This is a genomic window from Pseudomonas sp. GM21 (genome assembly GCF_000282215.1).
Classification (GTDB): Bacteria; Pseudomonadota; Gammaproteobacteria; order Pseudomonadales; family Pseudomonadaceae; genus Aquipseudomonas.
In genome coordinates, this window is sequence record NZ_AKJS01000085.1 from 20,446 (window position 1) to 42,108 (window position 21,663).

The window sequence follows — 21,663 nt, forward strand, 5'->3', positions numbered from 1 at the left end:
TGGTTACGCATACGCGGGATGAATGATTGTCGCGGTCGGTTATGAGGTGGACTTATGCTCGATCCACTCTCAACCGATAACAACAATGAGGTATGCCATGCGTGAAGTGGTGATCGTCGACAGCGTGCGGACCGGCCTGGCCAAATCCTTTCGCGGCAAGTTCAATCAGACCCGGCCAGATGATATGGCTGCGCATTGTGTCGACTCTTTGTTGGCACGTAATGGCATCGACCCGGCCAGCGTCGAGGACTGCATCGTCGGTGCGGGCTCCAACGAAGGCGCACAGGGCTATAACATCGGTCGAAATGTCGCCGTGTTGTCGCGCTTGGGTATCGGCGCCGCCGGCATGACCCTGAACCGCTTTTGCTCCTCGGGCTTGCAGGCGATTGCCATCGCCGCCAACCAGATTGCTTCGGGGTGCAGCGACATCATCGTTGCCGGTGGCGTCGAGTCCATCAGCCTGACGATGAAAAGCGTCAATACCGATAACCTGATCAACCCGCTGCTGAAGGAACAGGTGCCGGGCATCTACTTCCCGATGGGCCAGACCGCCGAAATCGTCGCGCGTCGTTACAACGTCAGCCGTGAAGCGCAAGACCTGTACGCCCTGCAAAGTCAGCAGCGCACCGCTCAGGCTCAGGCCGCCGGGTTGTTCGATGATGAAATCGTGCCGATGGCGGTGAAGTACCGGGTTGAAGACAAGACCACCGGGCAGATTCAAATCCTCGATGGCATCGTCGATCGCGACGACTGCAACCGCCCGGACACCACGCTGGAAAGTCTGGCGGGCTTGAAACCGGTATTCGCCGAAGACGGTTCGGTCACGGCAGGCAACTCTTCACAGCTGTCCGACGGGGCGTCGATGACGCTGGTGATGAGCCTGGAAAAAGCGCTGGAGCTGGGATTGAAGCCCAAGGCGTTCTTCCGTGGTTTCACGGTCGCCGGGTGCGAGCCGGATGAGATGGGCATCGGGCCGGTGTTCTCGGTGCCGAAGCTGCTCAAGGCCGAGGGGTTGCAGATTGCCGACATTGATCTGTGGGAACTCAACGAAGCGTTTGCCTCGCAGTGCCTGTACAGCCGCAACCGGCTGGAGATCGATAACGAGAAGTACAACGTCAATGGTGGTTCGATCTCCATCGGGCACCCATTCGGCATGACCGGTTCACGTCAGGTCGGGCATCTCGTGCGGGAATTGCAGCGGCGCAAACTGCGTTACGGCATCGTCACCATGTGCGTGGGTGGCGGGATGGGCGCGACTGGGTTGTTTGAGGCGGTGCGTTAAGCCTTGAATAGTTGAGTTGTCTGATTAATCGCTTTCGCGAGCAGGCTCGCTCCCACAGTTGATCGCATTCCAATGTGGGAGCGAGCCTGCTCGCGAAGGCAGCGCCTCGGTTAATCGGCGGGCACATAAAATCCGCATCCGCTCGATATACACCCGAATCTCCCGCTCCGCCGTCTGCGGACGATCAAACGATGCTGCGACCTGCACAGTTTCATTCGCGCCTGCTCGCCAACTGTCCCTGTGTGCCAGACGCCTCTGCGCCTAGAATGACGCTTCTTGCCATCTGGCTGTTGGGGTTCGCATGCACATTTCATCCGGTCGCTGGGTCTACGGTCTGTTTCTGGCCTTGCTGACTGCGCTGTTGTGGGGAATCCTGCCGATCAAACTCAAGCAAGTGCTGCTGGTGATGGACCCGGTGACCGTCACCTGGTTTCGCCTGATCGTGTCCGGTGGGTGCCTGTTTGTGTATCTGGCGGCGACCCGGCGTTTGCCGAGTCGCAAAGTCCTCGGCCCGCGGGGTGGCTGGCTGGTGTTGATGGCGGTGCTCGGTCTGGTCGGCAACTACGTGCTGTACTTGATGGGCTTGAATCTGCTCAGCGCCGGGACCGCACAATTGGTGGTGCAGATGGGCCCGATCATGTTGCTGATCGCCAGTCTGTTTGTGTTCAAGGAACGTTTCAGCGTGGGGCAGGGGATTGGCCTGTTGGTGCTGCTGATCGGGTTCGCACTGTTCTTCAATCAGCGCCTGGCCGAGCTGCTCACTTCGCTGACCGATTACACCACCGGCGTGCTGTTGGTGTTGCTGGCGTCCACGGTCTGGACCTTCTACGCCTTGGGGCAGAAGCAATTGCTGACGGTGTGGAATTCGCTGCAGGTCATGATGGTGATCTACCTGTTCTGCGCGTTGCTGCTGACACCGTGGGTGCATCCACTTGAGGCGTTGCAACTGAGCCCGCTGCAAGGCTGGTTGCTGCTGGCATGCTGCATGAATACGCTGATCGCCTATGGCGCGTTTGCCGAAGCGCTGGCCCACTGGGAAGCGTCGCGGGTGAGTGCGACGCTGGCGATCACGCCGTTGGTGACCTTTGTCGCGGTGGCCATGGCCGCGTGGTTGTGGCCTGACTATGTGCATGCCGAGACGATCAACGGCTTGGGCTATGGCGGGGCGGTGCTGGTGGTGTTGGGGTCGGCGTTGGTGGCGTTGGGGCCTTCACTCATTGCAGGGCTCAAGGCACGCCGGGTTCGGATGGCAGCAGGTTAACCTGCGTTATCGTTCTTCGCGAGCAAGCCCAGTCCCACATTCAACCGTATTCCCCTAAAAGGACTCGGTGAAATGTGGGAGCGGGCTTGCTCGCGAAGACTGACTGTCAGGCGCTACAAATCTCAGCCCTTGGCCCCAGCCTCCAGCATATTCTCCGGCCGCACCCAGGCATCAAACTCTTCATCCGTCAGATACCCCAGCTGCAACGCCGCCTCCCGCAACGTCAGGCCTTCGGCGTAAGCCTTCTTGGCAATCTCCGCTGATTTGTCATAGCCGATGTGCGGGTTCAGCGCTGTCACCAGCATCAACCCCCGCTCCAGATGCTCAGCCATTTTTTCTGCATCCGGTTCCAGACCGGCAATGCAGTGCTGCTGGAAGTTGCTGCAACCATCCCCCAGCAGGCGGATCGATTGCAGCAGGTTGTGAATAATCACCGGTTTGAACACGTTCAATTGCAGATGCCCCTGACTTGCCGCGAACCCAATGGCGACGTCATTGCCCAGGACCTGACACGCCAGCATCGACAGCGCCTCGCACTGCGTCGGATTGACCTTGCCCGGCATGATTGAGCTGCCCGGTTCATTGGCTGGCAATTTCACCTCGGCGAAACCGGCCCGGGGACCGGAGCCCAGCACGCGCAGGTCGTTGGCGATTTTCATCAGGGTTACCGCCAGGGTCTTCAGCGCGCCGGAAAGTGTCGTCAACGGTTCATGACCGGCCAGTGCGGCGAATTTGTTCGGCGCGGTGACGAAGGGCAGACCGGAGAGGGCGGCCAGTTCGGCAGCAATGGCTTCGCCGAAACCGTGAGGCGAATTCAGGCCCGTGCCGACGGCGGTGCCGCCCTGGGCCAGTTCACACACGTCAGGCAGCGCGCTGCGGATCGCCCGCTCGGCGTAATGCAGTTGCGCGACGAACGCCGAGACTTCCTGGCCGAAGGTGATCGGCGTAGCGTCCATCATGTGCGTTCGACCGGTCTTGACCAGTTTCATGTGGCGCGCCGCCAGCTCGGCCAACCCGCCCGACAGTTCACTGATGGCCGGCAGCAAATGTTGCTGTACCGCTTGGGCTGCAGCGATGTGCATGGCGGTGGGGAAGCAGTCGTTGGAGCTCTGCGAGCGGTTGACGTGATCGTTAGGGTGCACGGGCAACTTGCCGCCGCGCGGGTTGCCAGCCAGCTCGTTGGCGCGACCGGCGATCACTTCGTTGACGTTCATGTTGCTTTGGGTGCCGCTGCCGGTCTGCCAGACCACCAGCGGAAACTGGTCGTCGTGGGTGCCATCGAGCACTTCGTCGGCGGCCTGTTCGATCAACCTGGCGATGTCGGCGGGTATGTCGCCGTTACGGTCATTGACCCGCGCCGCGGCTTTTTTGATCAGCGCCAGGGCATGCAGCACCGCCAGCGGCATTTTTTCGTTGCCGATAGCGAAGTTGATCAGCGAGCGTTGCGTCTGAGCGCCCCAGTAGGCTTCATCCGGGACTTCCACCTGGCCAAGGCTGTCGGTTTCGATACGGCTCATCGTGCACACTCCTGTAGGTCTGATAGCGCAGTTTAGGCGCTGATCGGCAGCTGTGGTTCCATCTGACTGGTTTTTGCCCCTTCAACCCCTCTAATTCAGGGCCGACAAGGCTTGGGGTTGAGCGACACACTTTTTTAGGCGCAGAATGGACGCCCTTGGGGTTTTACCTCGCCTGCTAGAAAAGGAAACTCGATGACTCGTCTTCGTGCCATCTGTACCGCGGTTGCACTGGTCTGCGCCAGCGGCCCAGTTTTTGCCGATACCGCCAGCCACAACGCCAGTGCCGAAGCTTTCCTGACCCTGGCGCACGCTGACAAATTGGGCACTCCGGTGTACATGCAAGTGCAGCAAATGTTCGCTCAGCGCTTTGCACAGACCAAAGCGCCTGAATCGAAAAAAGCCGTGCTGGAAACGTATCAGGCCAAAGCCAATACCGCGCTGGACCAAGCCATTGGCTGGAACAAGCTGAAGCCGGAAATGGTCAAGCTTTACACCTCCAACTTCAGTGAGTCCGAGCTCAAAGACCTGGTTGCGTTCTACCAGTCGCCACTGGGCAAGAAAGTCCTGGAAAAAATGCCACAGCTGACTCAGCAATCGGCCCAGATGACTCAAGCCAAGCTGGAAAGTGCGGTGCCTGTGGTCAACAAGCTGCTGGCTGACATGACGGCCGAGCTGGAGCCTAAAGGCGCCGCTCCAGCCAAGAAAAAGCCTTAAGCGGAGTTCGGTATGACCATGCAACAACGCATTGAATCGACGCTGGGCCTGTTACAGCCGCAGCATCTGCAAGTGCTGGATGAAAGCCACATGCACAGTCGTGGGTTGCAGACCCACTTCAAGGCCGTGGTGGTCAGCCAGCAGTTCGAAGGGCTGAACCGGGTCAAGCGTCATCAAAAGGTCTACGGCACGCTCGGCGAGCTGATGGGCGAGTTTCACGCGTTGGCGCTGCATACCTACACGCCTGAGGAATGGGCACAGATCGACGCGGCCCCGGCCTCACCGACCTGTGCGGGCGGAGAGAGGCAGTAAAAGCAGCTACAAGCTGCAAGCTGCAAGTTTGGGGGGCTACCTTGAGCTTGTAGCTCGAAGCTTGCCGCTTAAAGCTGCTCCTTTGCTACAATCCGCAACGCGCCGCTCACCCGGCGCGTTTTTTTTCGCATCCGGTTCACCCCTTACGAGGGTAGCCACCTGGAGAATCACCCATGACACAACAGATTGTCGTGGCGGCACTGTATAAGTTCGTCACCCTGGAAGATTACGTCGCCCTGCGCGAGCCACTGCTGCAAGCAATGGTCGACAACGGCATCAAAGGCACGCTGCTGATCGCCGAAGAAGGCATCAACGGCACCGTGTCCGGCAGTCGCGAAGGTATTGACGGGCTGATGGCGTGGCTCAAGAACGACCCACGCATGGACGACATCGATCACAAAGAGTCGTACTGCGACGATCAGCCGTTCTATCGCACCAAGGTCAAGCTCAAGAAAGAAATCGTCACCCTCGGCGTTGAAGGCGTGGACCCGAACAAAAAGGTCGGCACTTACGTTGATCCTCAGGATTGGAATGCGCTGATCAGCGATCCTGAAGTGCTGTTGATTGATACCCGTAACGATTACGAAGTTTCGATCGGTACCTTCGAAGGCGCCATCGACCCGAAAACCACCAGTTTTCGCGAGTTTCCCGAGTACATCAAAGCCAACTTCGACCCGGCCGTACACAAGAAAGTCGCGATGTTCTGCACCGGTGGCATCCGCTGCGAGAAAGCGTCGAGCTACATGCTCAGCGAAGGCTTCGATGAGGTCTATCACCTCAAGGGTGGCATTCTGAAGTACCTCGAAGAGGTGCCGCAGGAAGAAACCAAATGGCAGGGCGACTGCTTTGTGTTCGATAACCGCGTGACCGTACGTCATGACCTCAGTGAAGGTGACTACGATCAATGTCATGCCTGCCGTACACCGATCAGCATCGAAGACCGCGCCTCCGAGCATTACGTGGCAGGCATTAGCTGCCCGCATTGCTGGGATACGCTGAGCGAGAAGACCCGCCGCAGTGCCATTGATCGGCAGAAGCAGATTGAACTGGCCAAGGCTCGCAACTTGCCTCACCCGATCGGTTACAACTACAAGCAAACCCCTTCCGAGGCTTGAATCATGTCTGCACGCCGCCTGCTCTATGTGATGGACCCGATGTGTTCCTGGTGCTGGGGCTTTGCGCCAGTGGCAAACGCCTTGGTCGAGCAGGCGCACGCGGCGGGCGTAGAGGTGCATCTGATCGTCGGTGGTTTGCGCACCGGCAGTGGAGCGGCGCTGGAACCGACCACCCGCCGCTATATTCTGGAGCATTGGCAGGCGGTCACTGAGGCCACCGGCCAATCGTTCAAAACCGAAGGCGCTCTGCCCGACGGCTTTGTCTACGACACCGAGCCTGCGTGCCGGGCGCTGGTGACTGCGCGTAGCCTGGCGCCGGATTGTGCATGGAAACTGCTGGGCCTGATTCAGCACGCGTTCTATGTCGAGGGTCGCGACGTCACCCACGCCAGCGTGCTGGTGGAGCTGGCCGAGCAGGCCGGTCTGCCGCGCATCGAATTCGCCGCGGCATTCGACCGCGCAGATATGCACACCGCCACGGCGGCTGATTTCACTTGGGTCCAGGACCTGGGCATCGCCGGTTTCCCTACGTTGCTGGCTGAGCGCAATGGTCAATTGGCGTTGCTGACCAATGGTTATCAGCCCCTGAGTGAACTGTCCCCGTTGCTCGGCCGCTGGCTGGAGCGCGCTGCCTGTGCATGATGTACCCGATGACGCCCCGGCTCCCAAGCATGTCGATCGATTGAGCTGGGCTGAAATCCGCCGACTGGCCCTGCACCATAAAAAATCCCTGTGGATCGCCAATGGCGTCGCGGTGCTGGCTACCTTGTGCAGTGTGCCAATTCCCTTGCTGCTGCCGTTGTTGGTGGACGAAGTGTTGTTGGGGCACGGCGACACCGCGCTGAAGGTCATGAACCAGGTGCTGCCCGAAGGCTGGCAGAAAGCGGCGGGCTACATAGGCCTGATGTTGCTCGTAACCTTGTTGCTGCGCTGCGGTGCCCTGTTGTTCAACGTGGTGCAGGCAAAATTGTTCGCGGCACTGGCCAAGGACATTGTCTATCGAATTCGCACCCGGCTGATCGAGCGGCTCAAGCGCATTTCCCTTGGCGAATACGAAAGTCTGGGCAGTGGCACGGTGACCACGCACATGGTTACTGACCTGGATACACTGGACAAATTCGTCGGTGAAACCCTCAGTCGTTTCCTTGTGGCGATGCTGACCCTGGTCGGCACCGCGAGCATTCTGATCTGGATGCACTGGAAGCTGGCGCTGCTGATCATGTTGTTCAATCCGTTGGTGATTTACGCCACGGTGCTGCTGGGCAAGCGAGTCAAACACCTGAAGAAACTCGAGAACGACAGCACCTCGCGCTTCACCCAGGCACTGACCGAAACCCTCGACGCGATCCAGGAAGTCCGCGCTGGCAACCGTCAGGGATTTTTCCTCGGTCGCCTTGGCCTGCGGGCCCGGGAAGTGCGCGACTACGCGATCAACTCGCAATGGAAAACCGATGCCTCGAACCGGGCAAGCGGTTTGCTGTTCCAGTTTGGCATCGATATTTTTCGCGCGGCGGCCATGCTTACCGTGCTGTTCTCCGACCTGTCCATTGGCCAGATGCTGGCGGTATTCAGCTACCTGTGGTTCATGATCGGCCCGGTGGAACAACTGCTCAATTTGCAATACGCCTATTACGCCGCCAGCGGTGCGTTGTCGCGGATCAACGAACTGCTGGCCCGGGCCGATGAACCTCAATACCCCGGAGGCGTCGACCCGTTTCAGGGCCGTGATACCGTGGGCATTGAAGTCCAGGGCCTGAGTTTCGGTTACGGCGATGAGTTGGTGCTGAACAAGATGGACCTGTCCATTGCTCCCGGTGAAAAAGTCGCCATTGTGGGCGCCAGTGGGGGCGGCAAGAGTACGTTGGTGCAATTGTTGCTGGGCTTGTACACGCCACAGGCCGGGACCATTCGCTTCGGCGGCTCGACCCAACAGGAGATCGGCCTGGAAACCGTGCGTGAAAATGTCGCCGTGGTCTTGCAACATCCAGCGTTGTTCAATGACACCATCCGGGCCAACCTGACGATGGGCCGAGTGCGCAGCGACGAAGCCTGCTGGCAAGCACTGGAGATTGCGCAGCTGCACCACACGGTTCGAGCGCTGCCTGACGGCCTCGATAGCATCGTCGGACGTTCCGGTGTGCGTTTGTCCGGTGGCCAGCGCCAACGCCTGGCCATTGCGCGGATGGTCCTGGCCGAACCCAAAGTGGTGATTCTCGACGAGGCCACCTCGGCGCTGGACGCCGCCACCGAATACAATCTGCACCAAGCGCTGGCGCGGTTCCTCAGCCACCGCACCACGTTGATCATTGCGCACCGCTTGTCAGCGGTGAAGCAGGCCGACCGGGTGCTGGTGTTCGATGGCGGACAGATAGCCGAGGATGGCGACCACCAGCAATTGATCGCAGAGGGTGGTTTGTACGCCAAGCTGTATGGGCACTTGCAACAGCTATAACGCCGGATGCAGTTCAGCACGTCATTATCAGCGCAGGTACAGATGTTGACAGTTTGCTTGCCCGGATCGGGATCGCACCCTAGTCTAACGGTAGCGATCACATTGGGATGATGATCTGGCAGTGCTAAAAAGGGACCTCATGAATCAAACCCGGACTCTCGGAACACCACGGTTGTTGGGCATTGTCTGGCCATTTATTGCCGTCGTACTGTTTCAGGCCCTGTTGGGCGGCGTGAGCCTTTACGTTCTGTCGGCGGTGCGCGGCTATGTTGCCGGTGAAAGCCTGTGGTCGAAGGGGCAAAAAGACGCCATCTATTACCTCAACCTCTACGCTGACAGTCGCGACGAGGCGATATTCCTCAAATACCAGAACGCCATTGCCATACCCCAGGGTGGTCATGAGTTGCGTCTGGCGCTGGATCACCAGCCACCTGAAATCGATGCCGCGCGAGTGGCGATTCTCAAGGGGGGCAACCACCCTGACGACGTTTCCAGTCTGATCTGGCTCTACCTCAACTTCCGGCATTTCTCTTATCTCGAAAAAGCCATCGACCGCTGGACGGTGGGTGACGCCTACCTGCAGCAACTCGATGATGTTGCGCAGCAGATGCACCAACGCGTTGCCGACAGAAAGGTCACACCCGCTGATATCTGGCGCTGGAAAGACCAGATACTCGCCATCAACGATGCAGTGACGCCAGCCGCCAAAGCGTTCAGTGATGCATTGGGCGAAGGCTCGCGCTTGATCCTCCGGTTCCTGCTGGTGACCAACCTCGCCACGGCGCTGGGCTTGATTGCGCTTGCGTTGATGCGTACGCACAAGTTGCTCAAGCAGCGCCATGAATTCGCCGAAGCGCTGCAACTGGAGAAAGACCGGGCGCAGATCACGTTGCAGTCCATTGGCGACGGCGTGATTACCACGGATGTCGAAGGTGCTATCACCTACATGAATCCCGCCGCCGAGGCGCTGACCCACTGGAAAGGCGAACAGGCGACGGGTCTGCCGCTGGCTGCGCTGTTCAATCTCCTGGATGAAAACGCTCAGGCTGACGGGTTCACGTTGATCGAGCATATTCTGAGCGGTCAGCTCAGCGGTGGCAGCGAACATTCCAAACTGATTCAACGTCTGGATGGCAGCACGGTTTCGGTAACGCTGGTGGGTTCGCCGATTCGCAATGCGGGCAAGGTCAGTGGCACCGTGCTGGTGTTGCATGACATGACGCAGGAGCGCCAATACATTGCCAATCTCTCCTGGCAGGCGACTCATGACGCCTTGACCGGGCTCGCCAACCGCCGCGAGTTCGAGTTTCGACTGGAGCAGGCACTGCACAACCTGACGCGTCATACCGGGCGCCATGCCCTGATGTTTCTCGATCTGGATCAATTCAAACTGGTCAATGACACGTGCGGTCACGCGGCGGGCGATGAACTGCTGCGGCATATCTGTGCGTTGTTGCAATCCGGTTTGCGCGAAGGTGACACCCTGGCTCGGCTGGGTGGCGATGAGTTCGGCATCCTGCTGGAAAACTGCGCCCCAGACGCTGCGGAGAAGATTGCCGAAAGTTTGCGCCTTACCGTACAAAACCTGCACTTCGTCTGGAAGGGTCGACCCTTTGTCACCACGGTGAGCATCGGGCTGGTGCATGTCGCGCACCCTCCTACGACGCTGGAAGCATCACTGCGCGCCGCTGATATGGCGTGCTACATGGCCAAGGAAAAAGGGCGCAATCGAGTTCAGGTCTATCACGCCGACGACTCGGAACTGTCATTGCGTTTTGGCGAGATGGCCTGGGTGCAGCGCCTGCATATAGCGCTGGAAGAGAATCGCTTTTGCCTGTACTCCCAGCAAATCGCGCCGTTGGGGCATACAGAGCGCGGCGGCGGGCATATCGAAATCCTGTTGCGTCTGCATGACGAAGCTGGCCGCATGATCTTGCCGGACAGTTTTATTCCAGCTGCGGAGCGTTATGGATTAATGACCGCACTTGATCGTTGGGTGGTGGAGAACGTCTTCAAGATCATTGCCCAATGCAGGGCCGAAGAGCGCAAAGGCCCATTAGCGATGTGTGCGATTAATCTGTCAGGCACAACTATCGGAGATGAGGCGTTTCTGGACTTCCTGCGTGAACAATTTGTTAACTATTCAATTCCACCTGAAATGATTTGTTTTGAAATCACAGAAACCAGTGCAATTTCAAATTTGGGCAGCGCAATTAGATTTATCAATGAACTCAAAGGTTTAGGTTGCCACTTTTCGTTAGATGATTTTTGCGCCGGAATGTCCTCGTTCGCTTACTTGAAACATTTGCCTGTAGACTTCCTGAAGATCGACGGGAGTTTCGTAAAGGATATGTTGGACGACCCGATTAACCGCGCCATGGTCGAAGTAATTAACCACATCGGGCATGTCATGGGTAAGCGCACGATTGCCGAGTTTGTAGAGTCACCCCAGATTGAGCAGGCACTGCTTGAAATCGGGGTCGATTTCGCTCAAGGGTATGTCATTGAACGCCCGAATCCGTTTACCTGCGATAGTTTGCAAAGTCGTCCTGCCAGGCCTCAGCCTTTGTTATTCAAGGCCCCTGGCACGTTCCGTTGAAATCTCTCGCTGATCCGAACAATCACAATCAAAAGGAGCTCGACAGTGATCGACACATTCCACCGAACCGGACCCCTCATGGAAGCGGCAAGCTATCCCGCCTGGGCTCAACAGCTCATCAAGGATTGCAGCGAGAGCAAGCGCCGGGTTGTTGAGCACGAACTGTATCAGCGCATGCGAGACAACAAGCTCAGCGCCAAGACCATGCGCCAGTACCTTATTGGTGGCTGGCCGGTTGTAGAGCAGTTCGCGTTATACATGGCACAAAACCTGACCAAAACCCGCTTTGCCCGCCATCCCGGTGAAGACATGGCGCGGCGTTGGCTGATGCGCAATATTCGTGTGGAATTGAACCATGCCGATTATTGGGTGCATTGGAGTCGGGCCCACGGTGTCAGCCTGGAAGACCTGCAAGCACAACAGGTTGCCCCTGAACTTCACGCCTTGAGCCATTGGTGCTGGCACACCAGTTCGGCCGATTCGTTGATCGTGGCCATCGCTGCGACCAACTATGCCATTGAAGGCGCGACCGGTGAGTGGTCGGCCCTGGTCTGCTCCAGTGGCGTCTACGCTGCGGCATTCCCGGAGGAAGATCGCAAACGGGCCATGAAGTGGTTGAAGATGCATGCCCAGTACGACGATGCTCATCCATGGGAAGCGCTGGAAATCATCTGTACCCTGGCGGGCATGAACCCGAGCAAATCCCTGCAAGTGGAACTGCGACAGGCGGTGTGCAAGAGCTATGACTACATGCACCTGTTTCTGGAGCGCTGCATGCAACTGGAGCATTCGGAAAAGGCGCCTGTGACGCGTGAGCGCCTGGCCTTGGCTGAAAGCTGATCCATAGGCAATACAAACCAAAACGTGGGAGCGAGCAGGCTCGCTCCCACAGTGGTTTCTAGTGTTGCCTAGGGCTCAACCCGCCATTGCCAGCCGGTTGCGTCCCTCGCGCTTGGCGACATACAGCGCACTGTCGGCCCGCCGCACCAAGCTTTCGGCAGATTCGCCAGGCAGGAGGGTCGAGCATCCGAGGCTGACGGTCAGCTCTATTGCATTGCCTTCGGCTTGGTAATCCTCGACCTGAGCCGCCATGCGCAGGCGCTCGCCGACCATGGCCGCGGCGTCCCGGGTGGTGTTGGACAGCAGGATCAGGAACTCTTCGCCGCCAAACCGGAACACCATGTCGACATTGCGCAACTGGTTTTTGATCGCGGTGGCGACAGCCTTGAGCACCTCATCGCCCGCATTGTGGCCGTAACTGTCGTTGACGTTTTTGAAGTGATCGATGTCCAGCATCAGCAACGACAAAGGCATCAAGTGGCGTCGCGACATCTCGATTTCCCGTTCCAGGGTCTGATCCATGGCAATGCGGTTCCCGGTATCGGTCAGCGGGTCGCGCAACGCGCTTTGGGTCGCGGCTCGGTAAAGAAGGGCATTTCGCATCGGGAAGAGCAGTGCGGACAACAACGACTCCAGATTGCCTTGATCCTGCTCGCTGAATCGCTGATTGCGCCGGAACACCAGTTCGCCGAGCTGTTCGCCTTCATGGCTGAGGCTATAACTGACCGAATGATGGCCGCGCTGGCCAAACTCCAGGCGCAAGTCACTCTCCTGATGCTGATAGTTCAAGGCATCCAGTGGCACCAGTTGCTGAACTTCGCGGAAGAAAAGCCCGAGAATGCGTTGTGGCTCAAGACTGGTTTGCAGCTGCTGACCCAGTTGCTGGCGCAATTGCGCAAGACTGACAGGCCGCTCCAGAAGGGGAGGCAGCTGAGCAAATCCCAGGCGTTGCAACTTGGCACTGTCGAAGTCAATTGCGTTGGACTGGGAAGGTAATTTCATATGGCGTAAGCCCCTAAGCGGTAAAGCTGTCTTACAAGCTGGGTGAGAGCGGCTTTGGGCTACGCGTCATACTGGTCCATCAGTCCCGTAGGACATATGCCGCAAGTTTAGTCCGCTTTGCCGAAGGTCAATAATCTATCGACTCAGGCGTGCACCCGTTGCTTTCACACTGCTGTCTGAGAAGCTTTAGAGCGAAAGTCGTGCCATTCGGTTCAGTCTTATAAAAACCTATATGAATCATCAGGTTGGATGCTATGGCAAAGGTGGGAGATGAAATGGGTGACGGTTGTTTGACTCATAAGGGGGCATGGTAATGGCGCGCTTTGTGTGCCACGCCGGGAAGTCGGCACGGCACTAAGCGACGCACGGTGTTACTGGGCGTTGAACGCCTGGCCATTGATGCCTGTACTGTCCGGGCCCATCAGGTACAGATAGACCGGCATGATTTCTTCCGGAGTCGGGTTGTCGAGCGGATTTTCCCCCGGGTAAGCCTGGGCCCGCATGCTGGTGCGGGTGGCGCCCGGGTTGATGCTGTTGGAGCGGACCGGGGCCACGGTGTCCACTTCGTCGGCCAGGGTTTGCATCAGGCCTTCGGTGGCAAACTTGGACACACCATAAGCGCCCCAATAGGCACGCCCCTTGCGGCCGACGCTACTGGAAGTAAACACCACCGAAGCGTCCTGCGACAGCTTTAGCAGAGGCAGCAGGGTACTGGTGAGCATGAACATGGCGTTCACGTTGACGTGCATGACGCGCATGAAGTTTTCGCCGGACAGCTGTTCGACCGGCGTGCGCGGACCGATGATCGACGCGTTATGCAGCAAGCCGTCGAGATGGCCGAATTCGGTCTCGATCATGGCGGCCAGTTCGTCGTACTGGTGGGGCAGGGCGGTTTCCAGGTTGAACGGGATCACCGCCGGCTGTGGGTGCCCGGCTGCTTCGATTTCGTCATAAACCTGAGTCAGGTTGGCTTCGGTCTTGCCCAGCAGCAAGACGGTGGCGCCATGGGCTGCGTAGGTTTTCGCAGCCGCCGCGCCGATGCCGCGACCAGCACCGGTGACCAGAATGACCCGGTCCTTGAGCAGTTCAGGGCGAGCGGAATAATCAAACATAAAAAACCCTCAACAAAAACAGTAAAGAGAGCGCGACACGACCATTCGCGAGCAAGTCCGTCAGGCCCGGATGCGGTCTGTAGCAGCTGGCGAAGCCTGCGTTCGGCTGCGCAGCAGTCGCAAATACTGCGAGCATGGACAAGCTGAAACACCGGGTCGTCTGATTTCACGACTGCTTCGCAGCCGAACGCAGCCTACGGCAGCAGCTACAAGGAATGCATAGTTGCTGGCATTCCTGACTCGCTCACAGAATCGGTTCTCAGCAACCACACAAAGCGCTATCAAGCACCTTGCGCAGTTCCAGCGGATGATCCACTACCACGTCCGCGCCCCAGTGTCGCGGGTTGTCGTCGGGGTGAATGTAGCCGTAGGTCACCGCAGCTGTCTTGGTGCCGGCATCACGCCCCGACTCGATATCGCGCAGGTCATCGCCGACAAACAGCACGCTGGCCGGGTCCAGGTCGAGCATTTTGCACGCCAGAATCAGCGGTTCCGGATCGGGCTTGCTGTTCTTCACGTGATCGGGGCAGATCAGGAGTGCGGAACGCTCGGCCAGCCCCAGTTGCTGCATGATCGGCTCGGCGAAACGCAGTGGCTTGTTGGTGACCACGCCCCAGATCAGGTTGGCCTTCTCGATGTCGGCCAGCAGTTCGCCCATGCCATCGAAGAGTTTGCTGTGCACCGCACACCCGGCCAGATAGCGCTCCAGGAACTCCAGTCGCAGTTCCTCAAAGCCCGGTGATTCCGGGTCGATCGAAAAGGTCACGGCGACCATCGCCTTGGCGCCGCCGGAGATCTCGTCACGAATGTGCTGGTCATTCATGGGCGGCATGCCACGATCAGCGCGCATCGCCTGGCAGATGGCAATAAAGTCCGGCGCGGTGTCGAGCAGCGTGCCGTCCATGTCAAAAAGGACTGCTCTGATACGCATCGGCTTACTCCTCTCGCAGGGTCTGGATCATGTAGTTGACGTCCACATCGGCCGCCAGTTTGTAGTGCTTGGTCAACGGGTTGTAGGTCAGGCCGATGATGTCCTTGACGGTCAGGCCCGCCATGCGACTCCAGGCGCCAAGCTCGGATGGGCGGATGAATTTCTTGAAATCGTGCGTGCCGCGCGGCAGCAGTTTCATGATGTATTCAGCGCCGACAATGGCGAACAGGTAAGCCTTCGGGTTGCGGTTGATGGTGGAGAAGAACACCTGGCCGCCGGGCTTGACCATGCGGAAGCAGGCGCGGATGACCGAAGACGGATCGGGTACGTGCTCAAGCATTTCCAGGCACGTGACGACGTCGAATTGCTCGGGCATTTCCTCGGCGAGACCTTCGGCCGTGATCTGTCGGTATTCGACGTTCACGCCCGACTCCAGTTGGTGCAACTGCGCGACCGCGAGCGGCGCTTCACCCATGTCGATACCCATGACGGTGGCGCCGCGCTGGGCCATGGCCTCGCTGAGAATCCCGCCGCCGCAACCGACGTCCAGCACCTTCTTGCCGGCCAGATTGACGCGTTCGTCAATCCAGTTGACCCGCAGCGGATTGATGTCGTGAAGTGGCTTGAACTCGCTTTCACGGTCCCACCAGCGATGGGCCAGGGCTTCGAATTTGGCGATCTCGGCGTAGTCGACGTTGCTCATGGTTCAGTCCTCTAAAACTTGAAAAATCCTGTTGCCCCGGTGTTGGGTCCGGGGATCTTACGAATCGGTGCGGCCACTTATACGTTGGCCCCACGCCTTGGCGGTGGCGCATAACTGCTCTTCATCCAGGCGGGTCAGGCGCCGGTCGTCGAGCAGTTGCTTGCCGGCGACCCACAGGTGTTTCACACAATCGCGACCGGTGGCGTAGATCAGTTGCGAAACCGGGTCATAGACCGGTTGCTGCGCCAGACCGGACAGGTCAAACGCCACTATATCGGCCGCCTTGCCAACTTCCAGCGAACCCGTTTCAGCCTCGATCCCCAAGGCGCGGGCGCCATTGAGTGTGGCCATGCGCAAGGCGCGATGGGCATCCAGCGCGGTGGCCGAGCCGGCGACGGCCTTGGCCAACAACGCAGCGGTACGGGTTTCGCTTAGCAGGTCGAGGTCGTTGTTGCTGGCGGCACCATCAGTGCCGACGGCGACGTTGACGCCCGCCTGCCACAACCGCTCGACCGGGCAAAAACCGCAGGCCAGCTTCAGGTTGGATTCCGGGCAATGAATCACATTGGTGTTGCTTTCTACCAGCGTCACCAGGTCTTCATCGCTGATTTGGGTCATGTGAACGGCCTGGAAGCGCGGCCCGAGCAAGCCCAGGCGGGCAAGGCGGGCCAGCGGGCGTTCACCGCGCTGCTCGACCGATTGCTGCACTTCGAAAGCGGTTTCATGGACGTGCATGTGGATCGAGGCATCCAGCTCTTCGGCGATCACGCGGATTTTCTCCAGGTTTTCGTCGCCCACGGTGTACGGCGCATGGGGGCCAAAGGTGATTTTTATGCGCTCGTGATGCTTGAGGTCGCCAAACAATTCCACGCCCTGACGAATGGCTTCGTCCGCCGTGCTGGCGCCCGGGATCGGGAAGTCGAGGATCGGAATCGCAATTTGTGCGCGAATACCGCTGTTATGTACGCGCTCGCTGGCAACCTTCGGGAAGAAATACATGTCAGAGAAGCAGGTGATGCCGCCTTTGATCTGTTCGGCGATGGCCAGGTCCGTGCCATCTCGTACGAAGGCTTCATCGACCCACTTGGCTTCTGCCGGCCAAATGTGGTTTTCCAGCCAGGACATGAGTGGAAGGTCATCGGCGAGGCCACGAAACAGCGTCATGGCCGCGTGCCCGTGAGCGTTGATCAGCCCGGGGCTGAGCAGCATGTCCGGCAACTCACGGACTTCAGTTGCGTTAAGCTTCAGCGCAATCGAGCGTGGGCCGATAAATACAATGCGTCCGTCACGGATGCCCAGGCCATGCTCTTTGAGGACAACGCCAGCGGGTTCGACGGGTACCAGCCAGGTCGGCAGCAACAACAAGTCGAGCGCAGCGGCAGTGTTCGGCATCGAGGATCGGTTCCAGTGCTTTTGTAAAGGATGGCGAAGTATACCCGAGCGTCTTGGCGGGGTGATCGCTATAATCGGCGGCTTTTGTGCTTGAGTGCGGGGTGAGGGATGCGCGATCGACTGTTGGCTGCGGAGAAAGTGAAGGCCATCGATTGGCGTGATGGCACCCTCTACCTGCTGGATCAGCGGATTTTACCTTTCGAAGAAACCTGGATTGCCTACACCAGTGCAGCCGGTGTGGCCGAGGCCATCCGTTCGATGGTGGTGCGCGGTGCGCCAGCGATCGGCATCAGTGCGGCGTATGCCATGGTGCTATCGGCCCGCGCCCGAATTGCCGAGGGCGGTGACTGGCAGGCCGCGTGGGAAGAGGATTACGCATTACTGGCCGATTCCCGTCCTACGGCAGTGAATCTGTTCTGGGCCTTGAGTCGCATGCGTGACCGCCTGGACCGTCTTAAGGAAGCCGCAGACCCTCTGGCAGCGCTGGAGGCGGAAGCCATTGCCATTCATGAAAGTGATCGCGAAGCCAACCTGACCATGGCCCAATTGGGTGTGGACCTGATCCGCAAGCACCAGGGCAACGCCCAGGCAATCCTGACCCACTGCAACACCGGCGCGCTGGCCACTGGCGGCTTCGGTACCGCGCTGGGGGTAATTCGCGGGGCCTTTATCGAAGGCATGGTCGAGCGCGTTTACGCCAACGAAACCCGACCATGGCTGCAAGGTTCGCGTTTGACCGCATGGGAACTGGCCAATGAAGGCATTCCCGTGACCGTAAATGTCGACTCCGCTGCCGCGCACATCATGAAAGTCAAAGGCGTGACCTGGGTGATCGTCGGCGCTGACCGGATCACCGCCAATGGCGACGTGGCGAACAAGATCGGCACCTATCAGCTGGCGGTCAACGCCATGCATCATGGCGTGCGCTTCATGGTGGTGGCGCCGAGTTCTACCATCGACCTGAACATGGCCAGTGGCGACGAAATTCCTATCGAAGAGCGCGACGGCCGCGAGTTGTTGGAGATTGGTGGCAAGCGGCTCGGGGCGGATATTGGTGCGTTCAATCCGGTGTTCGATGTAACGCCAGCGGACCTGATCGACGTGATCGTCACCGAAAAAGGCATCGTCGAACGGCCGGACACCGCGAAAATGGCGCAGTTGATGTGCCGCAAGCGTCTGCATTGAGGGCGCCGGCGCCTTGTGAATCGCCATCGCCAGCAGGCTGGCTCCCACAGGCTATGGGATCGACAACGATCTTGTGGGAGCCAGCCTGCTGGCGATAAGGCCCTCAAAGTCAATAAATAAGCGTAATTCAGTCGCGAATTCTTCATTCGGAGCGGCTCTAAGCCCCTCTCGTCCCCGTTAAGCCTGTCACCGGTCAACTAACTATGCTCCATGCGCGTCTGGGGGATAGGTGCGTGGCGGCTCTTGTGATAACATCCGGCGTTTTCCGAGGCAGCCCCATGGGGTTGTCTTTACTGCGCAAATCCATGGTTCTTCTTGTTGATTTGTCGTAAGTCGGTGTATGGCACTCAGCCTGCAGCGGCGAGCTTCGTTCGTCCCATATGGATGTGACGAAGTTTCACCAGAAAAAGGAATCGAGCTTCTCATGGGCGAACTGGCCAAAGAAATCCTCCCGGTCAATATCGAAGACGAGCTGAAGCAGTCCTACCTCGACTACGCAATGAGCGTAATTGTCGGGCGGGCCCTGCCGGATGCGCGCGATGGCTTGAAGCCCGTGCACCGGCGTGTGCTGTTCGCGATGAGCGAGCTGGGCAACGACTTCAACAAGCCGTACAAGAAATCTGCCCGTGTTGTCGGTGACGTCATCGGTAAGTATCACCCGCACGGTGATACCGCGGTGTACGACACCATCGTCCGCATGGCGCAGCCGTTCTCGCTGCGTTACCTGCTGGTCGACGGTCAAGGCAACTTCGGTTCGGTGGACGGCGACAACGCCGCGGCGATGCGATACACCGAAGTGCGCATGACCAAGCTGGCGCACGAGTTGCTGGCCGACCTGCACAAGGAAACCGTGGACTGGGTGCCGAACTACGACGGCACTGAAATGATCCCGGCGGTCATGCCGACCCGTATTCCCAACCTGCTCGTCAACGGCTCCAGCGGTATCGCCGTGGGCATGGCGACCAACATTCCGCCGCACAACCTCGGTGAAGTCATCGACGGTTGCCTGGCCCTCATCGACAACCCAGAGTTGACCATCGATGAGCTGATGCAATACATCCCCGGTCCGGACTTCCCGACTGCCGCGATCATCAACGGTCGCGCCGGCATCATCGAAGCCTACCGCACCGGTCGCGGCCGCATTTACATGCGCGCTCGCTCGACGATCGAAGACATCGACAAGGTCGGTGGCCGTCAGCAGATCGTCATTACCGAACTCCCTTACCAGCTCAACAAGGCCCGTCTGATCGAGAAGATCGCCGAGCTGGTCAAAGAGAAGAAGCTGGAAGGCATCACCGAGCTGCGCGACGAGTCCGACAAGGACGGTATGCGCGTCGTGATCGAACTGCGTCGCGGCGAAGTGCCTGAGGTGATCCTCAACAACCTCTACGCCCAGACTCAGCTGCAAGCCGTGTTCGGCATCAACATCGTTGCGCTGATCGATGGCCGTCCACGGATCCTCAACCTCAAGGACCTGCTGGAAGCTTTCGTTCGTCACCGTCGCGAAGTCGTTACCCGCCGTACCGTGTTCGAGCTGCGTAAAGCTCGTGAACGTGGCCATATTCTCGAAGGTCAAGCGGTTGCCCTGTCGAACATCGACCCGGTCATCGCCCTGATCAAGGCCTCGCCAACGCCGTCGGAAGCCAAGGAAGCGCTGATCAGCACGGCCTGGGAATCCTCCGCCGTGGTGGCCATGGTCGAGCGCGCCGGTGCCGATTCTTGCCGTCCAGAGACCCTGGACCCGCAATACGGCCTGCGCGACGGCAAGTACTTCCTGTCGCCAGAACAGGCGCAAGCCATTCTGGAACTGCGTCTGCACCGTCTGACCGGTCTGGAGCACGAAAAACTGCTGGCCGAGTATCAGGAGATCCTCAACCAGATCGGCGAACTGATCCGCATCCTCAGCAGCGCCACGCGCCTGATGGAAGTGATCCGCGAAGAGCTGGAAGTGATCCGCGCCGAGTACGGCGACGTGCGCCGCACCGAAATTCTGGATGCCCGTCTCGACCTGACCCTGGGTGACATGATCCCGGAAGAAGAGCGCGTCGTGACCATTTCCCACGGTGGCTACGCCAAGACCCAGCCACTGGCTGCGTACCAGGCTCAGCGTCGTGGCGGTAAAGGCAAATCGGCGACCGGCGTCAAGGATGAGGACTACATCGCTCACCTGCTGGTCGCCAACAGCCACACCACGCTGCTGCTGTTCTCCAGCAAAGGCAAAGTGTACTGGCTGAAAACCTATGAAATTCCGGAAGCGTCCCGCGCTGCCCGTGGTCGTCCGCTGGTCAACCTGCTGCCGCTGGACAGTGATGAATACATCACCACCATGCTGCCGGTCGAGGAATACACCGAAGGTCACTTCATCTTCATGGCGACTGCCAAAGGCACTGTGAAGAAGACCCCGCTGGAATCCTTCAGTCGTCAACGCAGCGTCGGTCTGATCGCGCTGGAGCTGGACGAAGGTGATGTACTGATTTCTGCCGCCATTACCGATGGCGAGCGTGAAGTCATGCTGTTCTCCGACGGTGGCAAGGTCACTCGCTTCAAGGAAACCGACGTTCGCGCCATGGGCCGTACCGCTCGCGGTGTCCGTGGCATGCGTCTGCCGGAAGGCCAGAAGCTCATTTCCATGCTGATCCCGGAAGAAGGCAGCCAGATCCTCACCGCTTCGGCGCGTGGTTTCGGCAAGCGCACGGCGATCACCGAGTTCCCTGAGTACAAGCGTGGCGGTCAGGGCGTTATCGCCATGGTCAGCAACGACCGTAACGGCCGTCTGGTCGGCGCGGTCCAGGTGCTCGATGGCGAGGAAATCATGCTGATTTCCGACCAGGGCACCCTGGTTCGTACCCGTGTCGACGAAGTGTCCAGCCTGGGTCGTAACACCCAGGGCGTTACCCTGATCAAGCTGGCCAGCGATGAAACACTGGTTGGTCTGGAGCGGGTTCAGGAACCGTCGGAAGTCGAAGGTGAAGAGCTGGAAGGTGAAGAGGGTGCAGAGTTCGTTGGTGAGGTCGTGATCGACGACGTTGTTGACGATCAGCAACTCGATGCCGCCGCTGACGAAGAGCCACAAGAGTAAGCGTACAAACAGGGGGCGGATGAGAATTCGCCCCCTTGTTGTTTGTCCGAACGGAAAATTTCGATATCAGTGGAGATCCCTTGTGGGAGCGAGCCTGCTCGCGATGCAGGCGCTGCGGTACCTCTGAAACACCGCGGTGATGCATTCGCGAGCAGGCTCGCTCCCAC

Annotated in this window: 17 protein-coding genes; 11 read left to right on the forward strand and 6 right to left on the reverse strand. The window is 59.0% G+C overall.

From position 1 onward, the window contains the following. Positions 1-97 precede the first annotated feature (97 nt). On the forward strand, positions 98-1,282 hold the full coding sequence (locus PMI22_RS15290) for a thiolase family protein (RefSeq protein WP_007945795.1): 1,185 nt from the start codon (positions 98-100) through the stop codon (positions 1,280-1,282). Positions 1,283-1,583: 301 nt separating this feature from the next. Next, positions 1,584-2,543, forward strand: coding sequence for a DMT family transporter (locus PMI22_RS15285; protein WP_007945796.1), 960 nt, complete (start codon positions 1,584-1,586; stop codon positions 2,541-2,543). Between the two features lie 122 nt (positions 2,544-2,665). On the opposite strand, the gene PMI22_RS15280 is transcribed toward PMI22_RS15285, so the two are convergent. Continuing rightward, positions 2,666-4,060: a class II fumarate hydratase gene (locus PMI22_RS15280; RefSeq protein ID WP_007945798.1), complete on the reverse strand. Its 1,395-nt coding sequence runs from the start codon at positions 4,058-4,060 to the stop codon at positions 2,666-2,668. 192 nt (positions 4,061-4,252) lie between these two features. On the opposite strand from PMI22_RS15280, the gene PMI22_RS15275 reads away from it, so the two are divergent. The 7 genes from PMI22_RS15275 (at position 4,253) to PMI22_RS15245 (ending at position 12,092) form a co-directional block, all read left to right on the forward strand. Then, positions 4,253-4,774, forward strand: coding sequence for a DUF2059 domain-containing protein (locus PMI22_RS15275; RefSeq protein ID WP_007945799.1), 522 nt, complete (start codon positions 4,253-4,255; stop codon positions 4,772-4,774). Positions 4,775-4,786: 12 nt separating this feature from the next. After that, positions 4,787-5,086 carry a BolA family protein gene (locus PMI22_RS15270; protein WP_007945800.1) on the forward strand — a complete coding sequence of 100 codons (300 nt, stop codon included), beginning with the start codon at positions 4,787-4,789 and terminating at the stop codon, positions 5,084-5,086. 173 nt (positions 5,087-5,259) lie between these two features. Continuing rightward, entirely contained in the window at positions 5,260-6,201 is a 942-nt protein-coding gene (gene trhO, locus PMI22_RS15265) for an oxygen-dependent tRNA uridine(34) hydroxylase TrhO (protein WP_007945801.1), read from the forward strand. A gap of 39 nt (positions 6,202-6,240) precedes the next feature. After that, positions 6,241-6,843, forward strand: coding sequence for a DsbA family protein (locus tag PMI22_RS15260; RefSeq protein WP_177323430.1), 603 nt, complete (start codon positions 6,241-6,243; stop codon positions 6,841-6,843). Next, a complete protein-coding gene (locus PMI22_RS15255) occupies positions 6,836-8,653 on the forward strand; it encodes an ABC transporter ATP-binding protein (RefSeq protein WP_007945803.1) in 1,818 nt (605 codons plus the stop codon). Before PMI22_RS15260 ends, PMI22_RS15255 begins: the two co-directional genes overlap by 8 nt. Before the next feature lie 139 nt (positions 8,654-8,792). Beyond that, on the forward strand, positions 8,793-11,252 hold the full coding sequence (locus PMI22_RS15250; RefSeq protein ID WP_007945804.1) for an EAL domain-containing protein: 2,460 nt from the start codon (positions 8,793-8,795) through the stop codon (positions 11,250-11,252). Positions 11,253-11,330: 78 nt separating this feature from the next. Further along, entirely contained in the window at positions 11,331-12,092 is a 762-nt protein-coding gene (locus PMI22_RS15245) for a TenA family transcriptional regulator (RefSeq protein ID WP_405046872.1), read from the forward strand. 75 nt (positions 12,093-12,167) lie between these two features. Here PMI22_RS15245 and PMI22_RS15240 read toward each other — a convergent pair whose 3' ends face one another. From PMI22_RS15240 to PMI22_RS15220, 5 genes are all read right to left on the reverse strand, one after another. Then, the gene (locus PMI22_RS15240; RefSeq protein WP_007945806.1) at positions 12,168-13,094 is read right to left on the reverse strand and encodes a GGDEF domain-containing protein; all 927 of its coding nucleotides are present in this window, start codon (positions 13,092-13,094) and stop codon (positions 12,168-12,170) included. A 371-nt stretch (positions 13,095-13,465) separates the two neighbouring features. After that, positions 13,466-14,206, reverse strand: a complete 741-nt coding sequence (locus tag PMI22_RS15235; RefSeq protein ID WP_007945807.1) for a YciK family oxidoreductase — start codon at positions 14,204-14,206, stop codon at positions 13,466-13,468. A gap of 259 nt (positions 14,207-14,465) precedes the next feature. After that, positions 14,466-15,137 carry an N-acetylmuramic acid 6-phosphate phosphatase MupP gene (gene mupP, locus PMI22_RS15230; protein ID WP_007945808.1) on the reverse strand — a complete coding sequence of 224 codons (672 nt, stop codon included), beginning with the start codon at positions 15,135-15,137 and terminating at the stop codon, positions 14,466-14,468. Positions 15,138-15,141: 4 nt separating this feature from the next. Then, a complete protein-coding gene (ubiG, locus tag PMI22_RS15225) occupies positions 15,142-15,840 on the reverse strand; it encodes a bifunctional 2-polyprenyl-6-hydroxyphenol methylase/3-demethylubiquinol 3-O-methyltransferase UbiG (RefSeq protein ID WP_007945809.1) in 699 nt (232 codons plus the stop codon). Positions 15,841-15,897: 57 nt separating this feature from the next. Next, on the reverse strand, positions 15,898-17,232 hold the full coding sequence (locus PMI22_RS15220; RefSeq protein ID WP_007945810.1) for a TRZ/ATZ family hydrolase: 1,335 nt from the start codon (positions 17,230-17,232) through the stop codon (positions 15,898-15,900). A 108-nt stretch (positions 17,233-17,340) separates the two neighbouring features. On the opposite strand from PMI22_RS15220, the gene mtnA reads away from it, so the two are divergent. After that, positions 17,341-18,417 carry an S-methyl-5-thioribose-1-phosphate isomerase gene (gene mtnA / locus PMI22_RS15215; protein WP_007945811.1) on the forward strand — a complete coding sequence of 359 codons (1,077 nt, stop codon included), beginning with the start codon at positions 17,341-17,343 and terminating at the stop codon, positions 18,415-18,417. Positions 18,418-18,841: 424 nt separating this feature from the next. After that, positions 18,842-21,496 carry a DNA gyrase subunit A gene (gyrA, locus tag PMI22_RS15210; RefSeq protein WP_007945812.1) on the forward strand — a complete coding sequence of 885 codons (2,655 nt, stop codon included), beginning with the start codon at positions 18,842-18,844 and terminating at the stop codon, positions 21,494-21,496. Positions 21,497-21,663: the final 167 nt, after the last annotated feature.

Coding starts and splice junctions, on each gene's coding strand:
- PMI22_RS15290 (WP_007945795.1), top strand. CDS start 98: ATGCGTGAAGTGGTGATCGTCGACAGCGTGCGGACCGGCCTGGCCAAA.
- PMI22_RS15285 (WP_007945796.1), top strand. CDS start 1,584: ATGCACATTTCATCCGGTCGCTGGGTCTACGGTCTGTTTCTGGCCTTG.
- PMI22_RS15280 (WP_007945798.1), bottom strand. CDS start 4,060: ATGAGCCGTATCGAAACCGACAGCCTTGGCCAGGTGGAAGTCCCGGAT.
- PMI22_RS15275 (WP_007945799.1), top strand. CDS start 4,253: ATGACTCGTCTTCGTGCCATCTGTACCGCGGTTGCACTGGTCTGCGCC.
- PMI22_RS15270 (WP_007945800.1), top strand. CDS start 4,787: ATGACCATGCAACAACGCATTGAATCGACGCTGGGCCTGTTACAGCCG.
- trhO (WP_007945801.1), top strand. CDS start 5,260: ATGACACAACAGATTGTCGTGGCGGCACTGTATAAGTTCGTCACCCTG.
- PMI22_RS15260 (WP_177323430.1), top strand. CDS start 6,241: ATGTGTTCCTGGTGCTGGGGCTTTGCGCCAGTGGCAAACGCCTTGGTC.
- PMI22_RS15250 (WP_007945804.1), top strand. CDS start 8,793: ATGAATCAAACCCGGACTCTCGGAACACCACGGTTGTTGGGCATTGTC.
- PMI22_RS15245 (WP_405046872.1), top strand. CDS start 11,331: ATGGAAGCGGCAAGCTATCCCGCCTGGGCTCAACAGCTCATCAAGGAT.
- PMI22_RS15240 (WP_007945806.1), bottom strand. CDS start 13,094: ATGAAATTACCTTCCCAGTCCAACGCAATTGACTTCGACAGTGCCAAG.
- PMI22_RS15235 (WP_007945807.1), bottom strand. CDS start 14,206: ATGTTTGATTATTCCGCTCGCCCTGAACTGCTCAAGGACCGGGTCATT.
- mupP (WP_007945808.1), bottom strand. CDS start 15,137: ATGCGTATCAGAGCAGTCCTTTTTGACATGGACGGCACGCTGCTCGAC.
- ubiG (WP_007945809.1), bottom strand. CDS start 15,840: ATGAGCAACGTCGACTACGCCGAGATCGCCAAATTCGAAGCCCTGGCC.
- PMI22_RS15220 (WP_007945810.1), bottom strand. CDS start 17,232: ATGCCGAACACTGCCGCTGCGCTCGACTTGTTGTTGCTGCCGACCTGG.
- mtnA (WP_007945811.1), top strand. CDS start 17,341: ATGCGCGATCGACTGTTGGCTGCGGAGAAAGTGAAGGCCATCGATTGG.
- gyrA (WP_007945812.1), top strand. CDS start 18,842: ATGGGCGAACTGGCCAAAGAAATCCTCCCGGTCAATATCGAAGACGAG.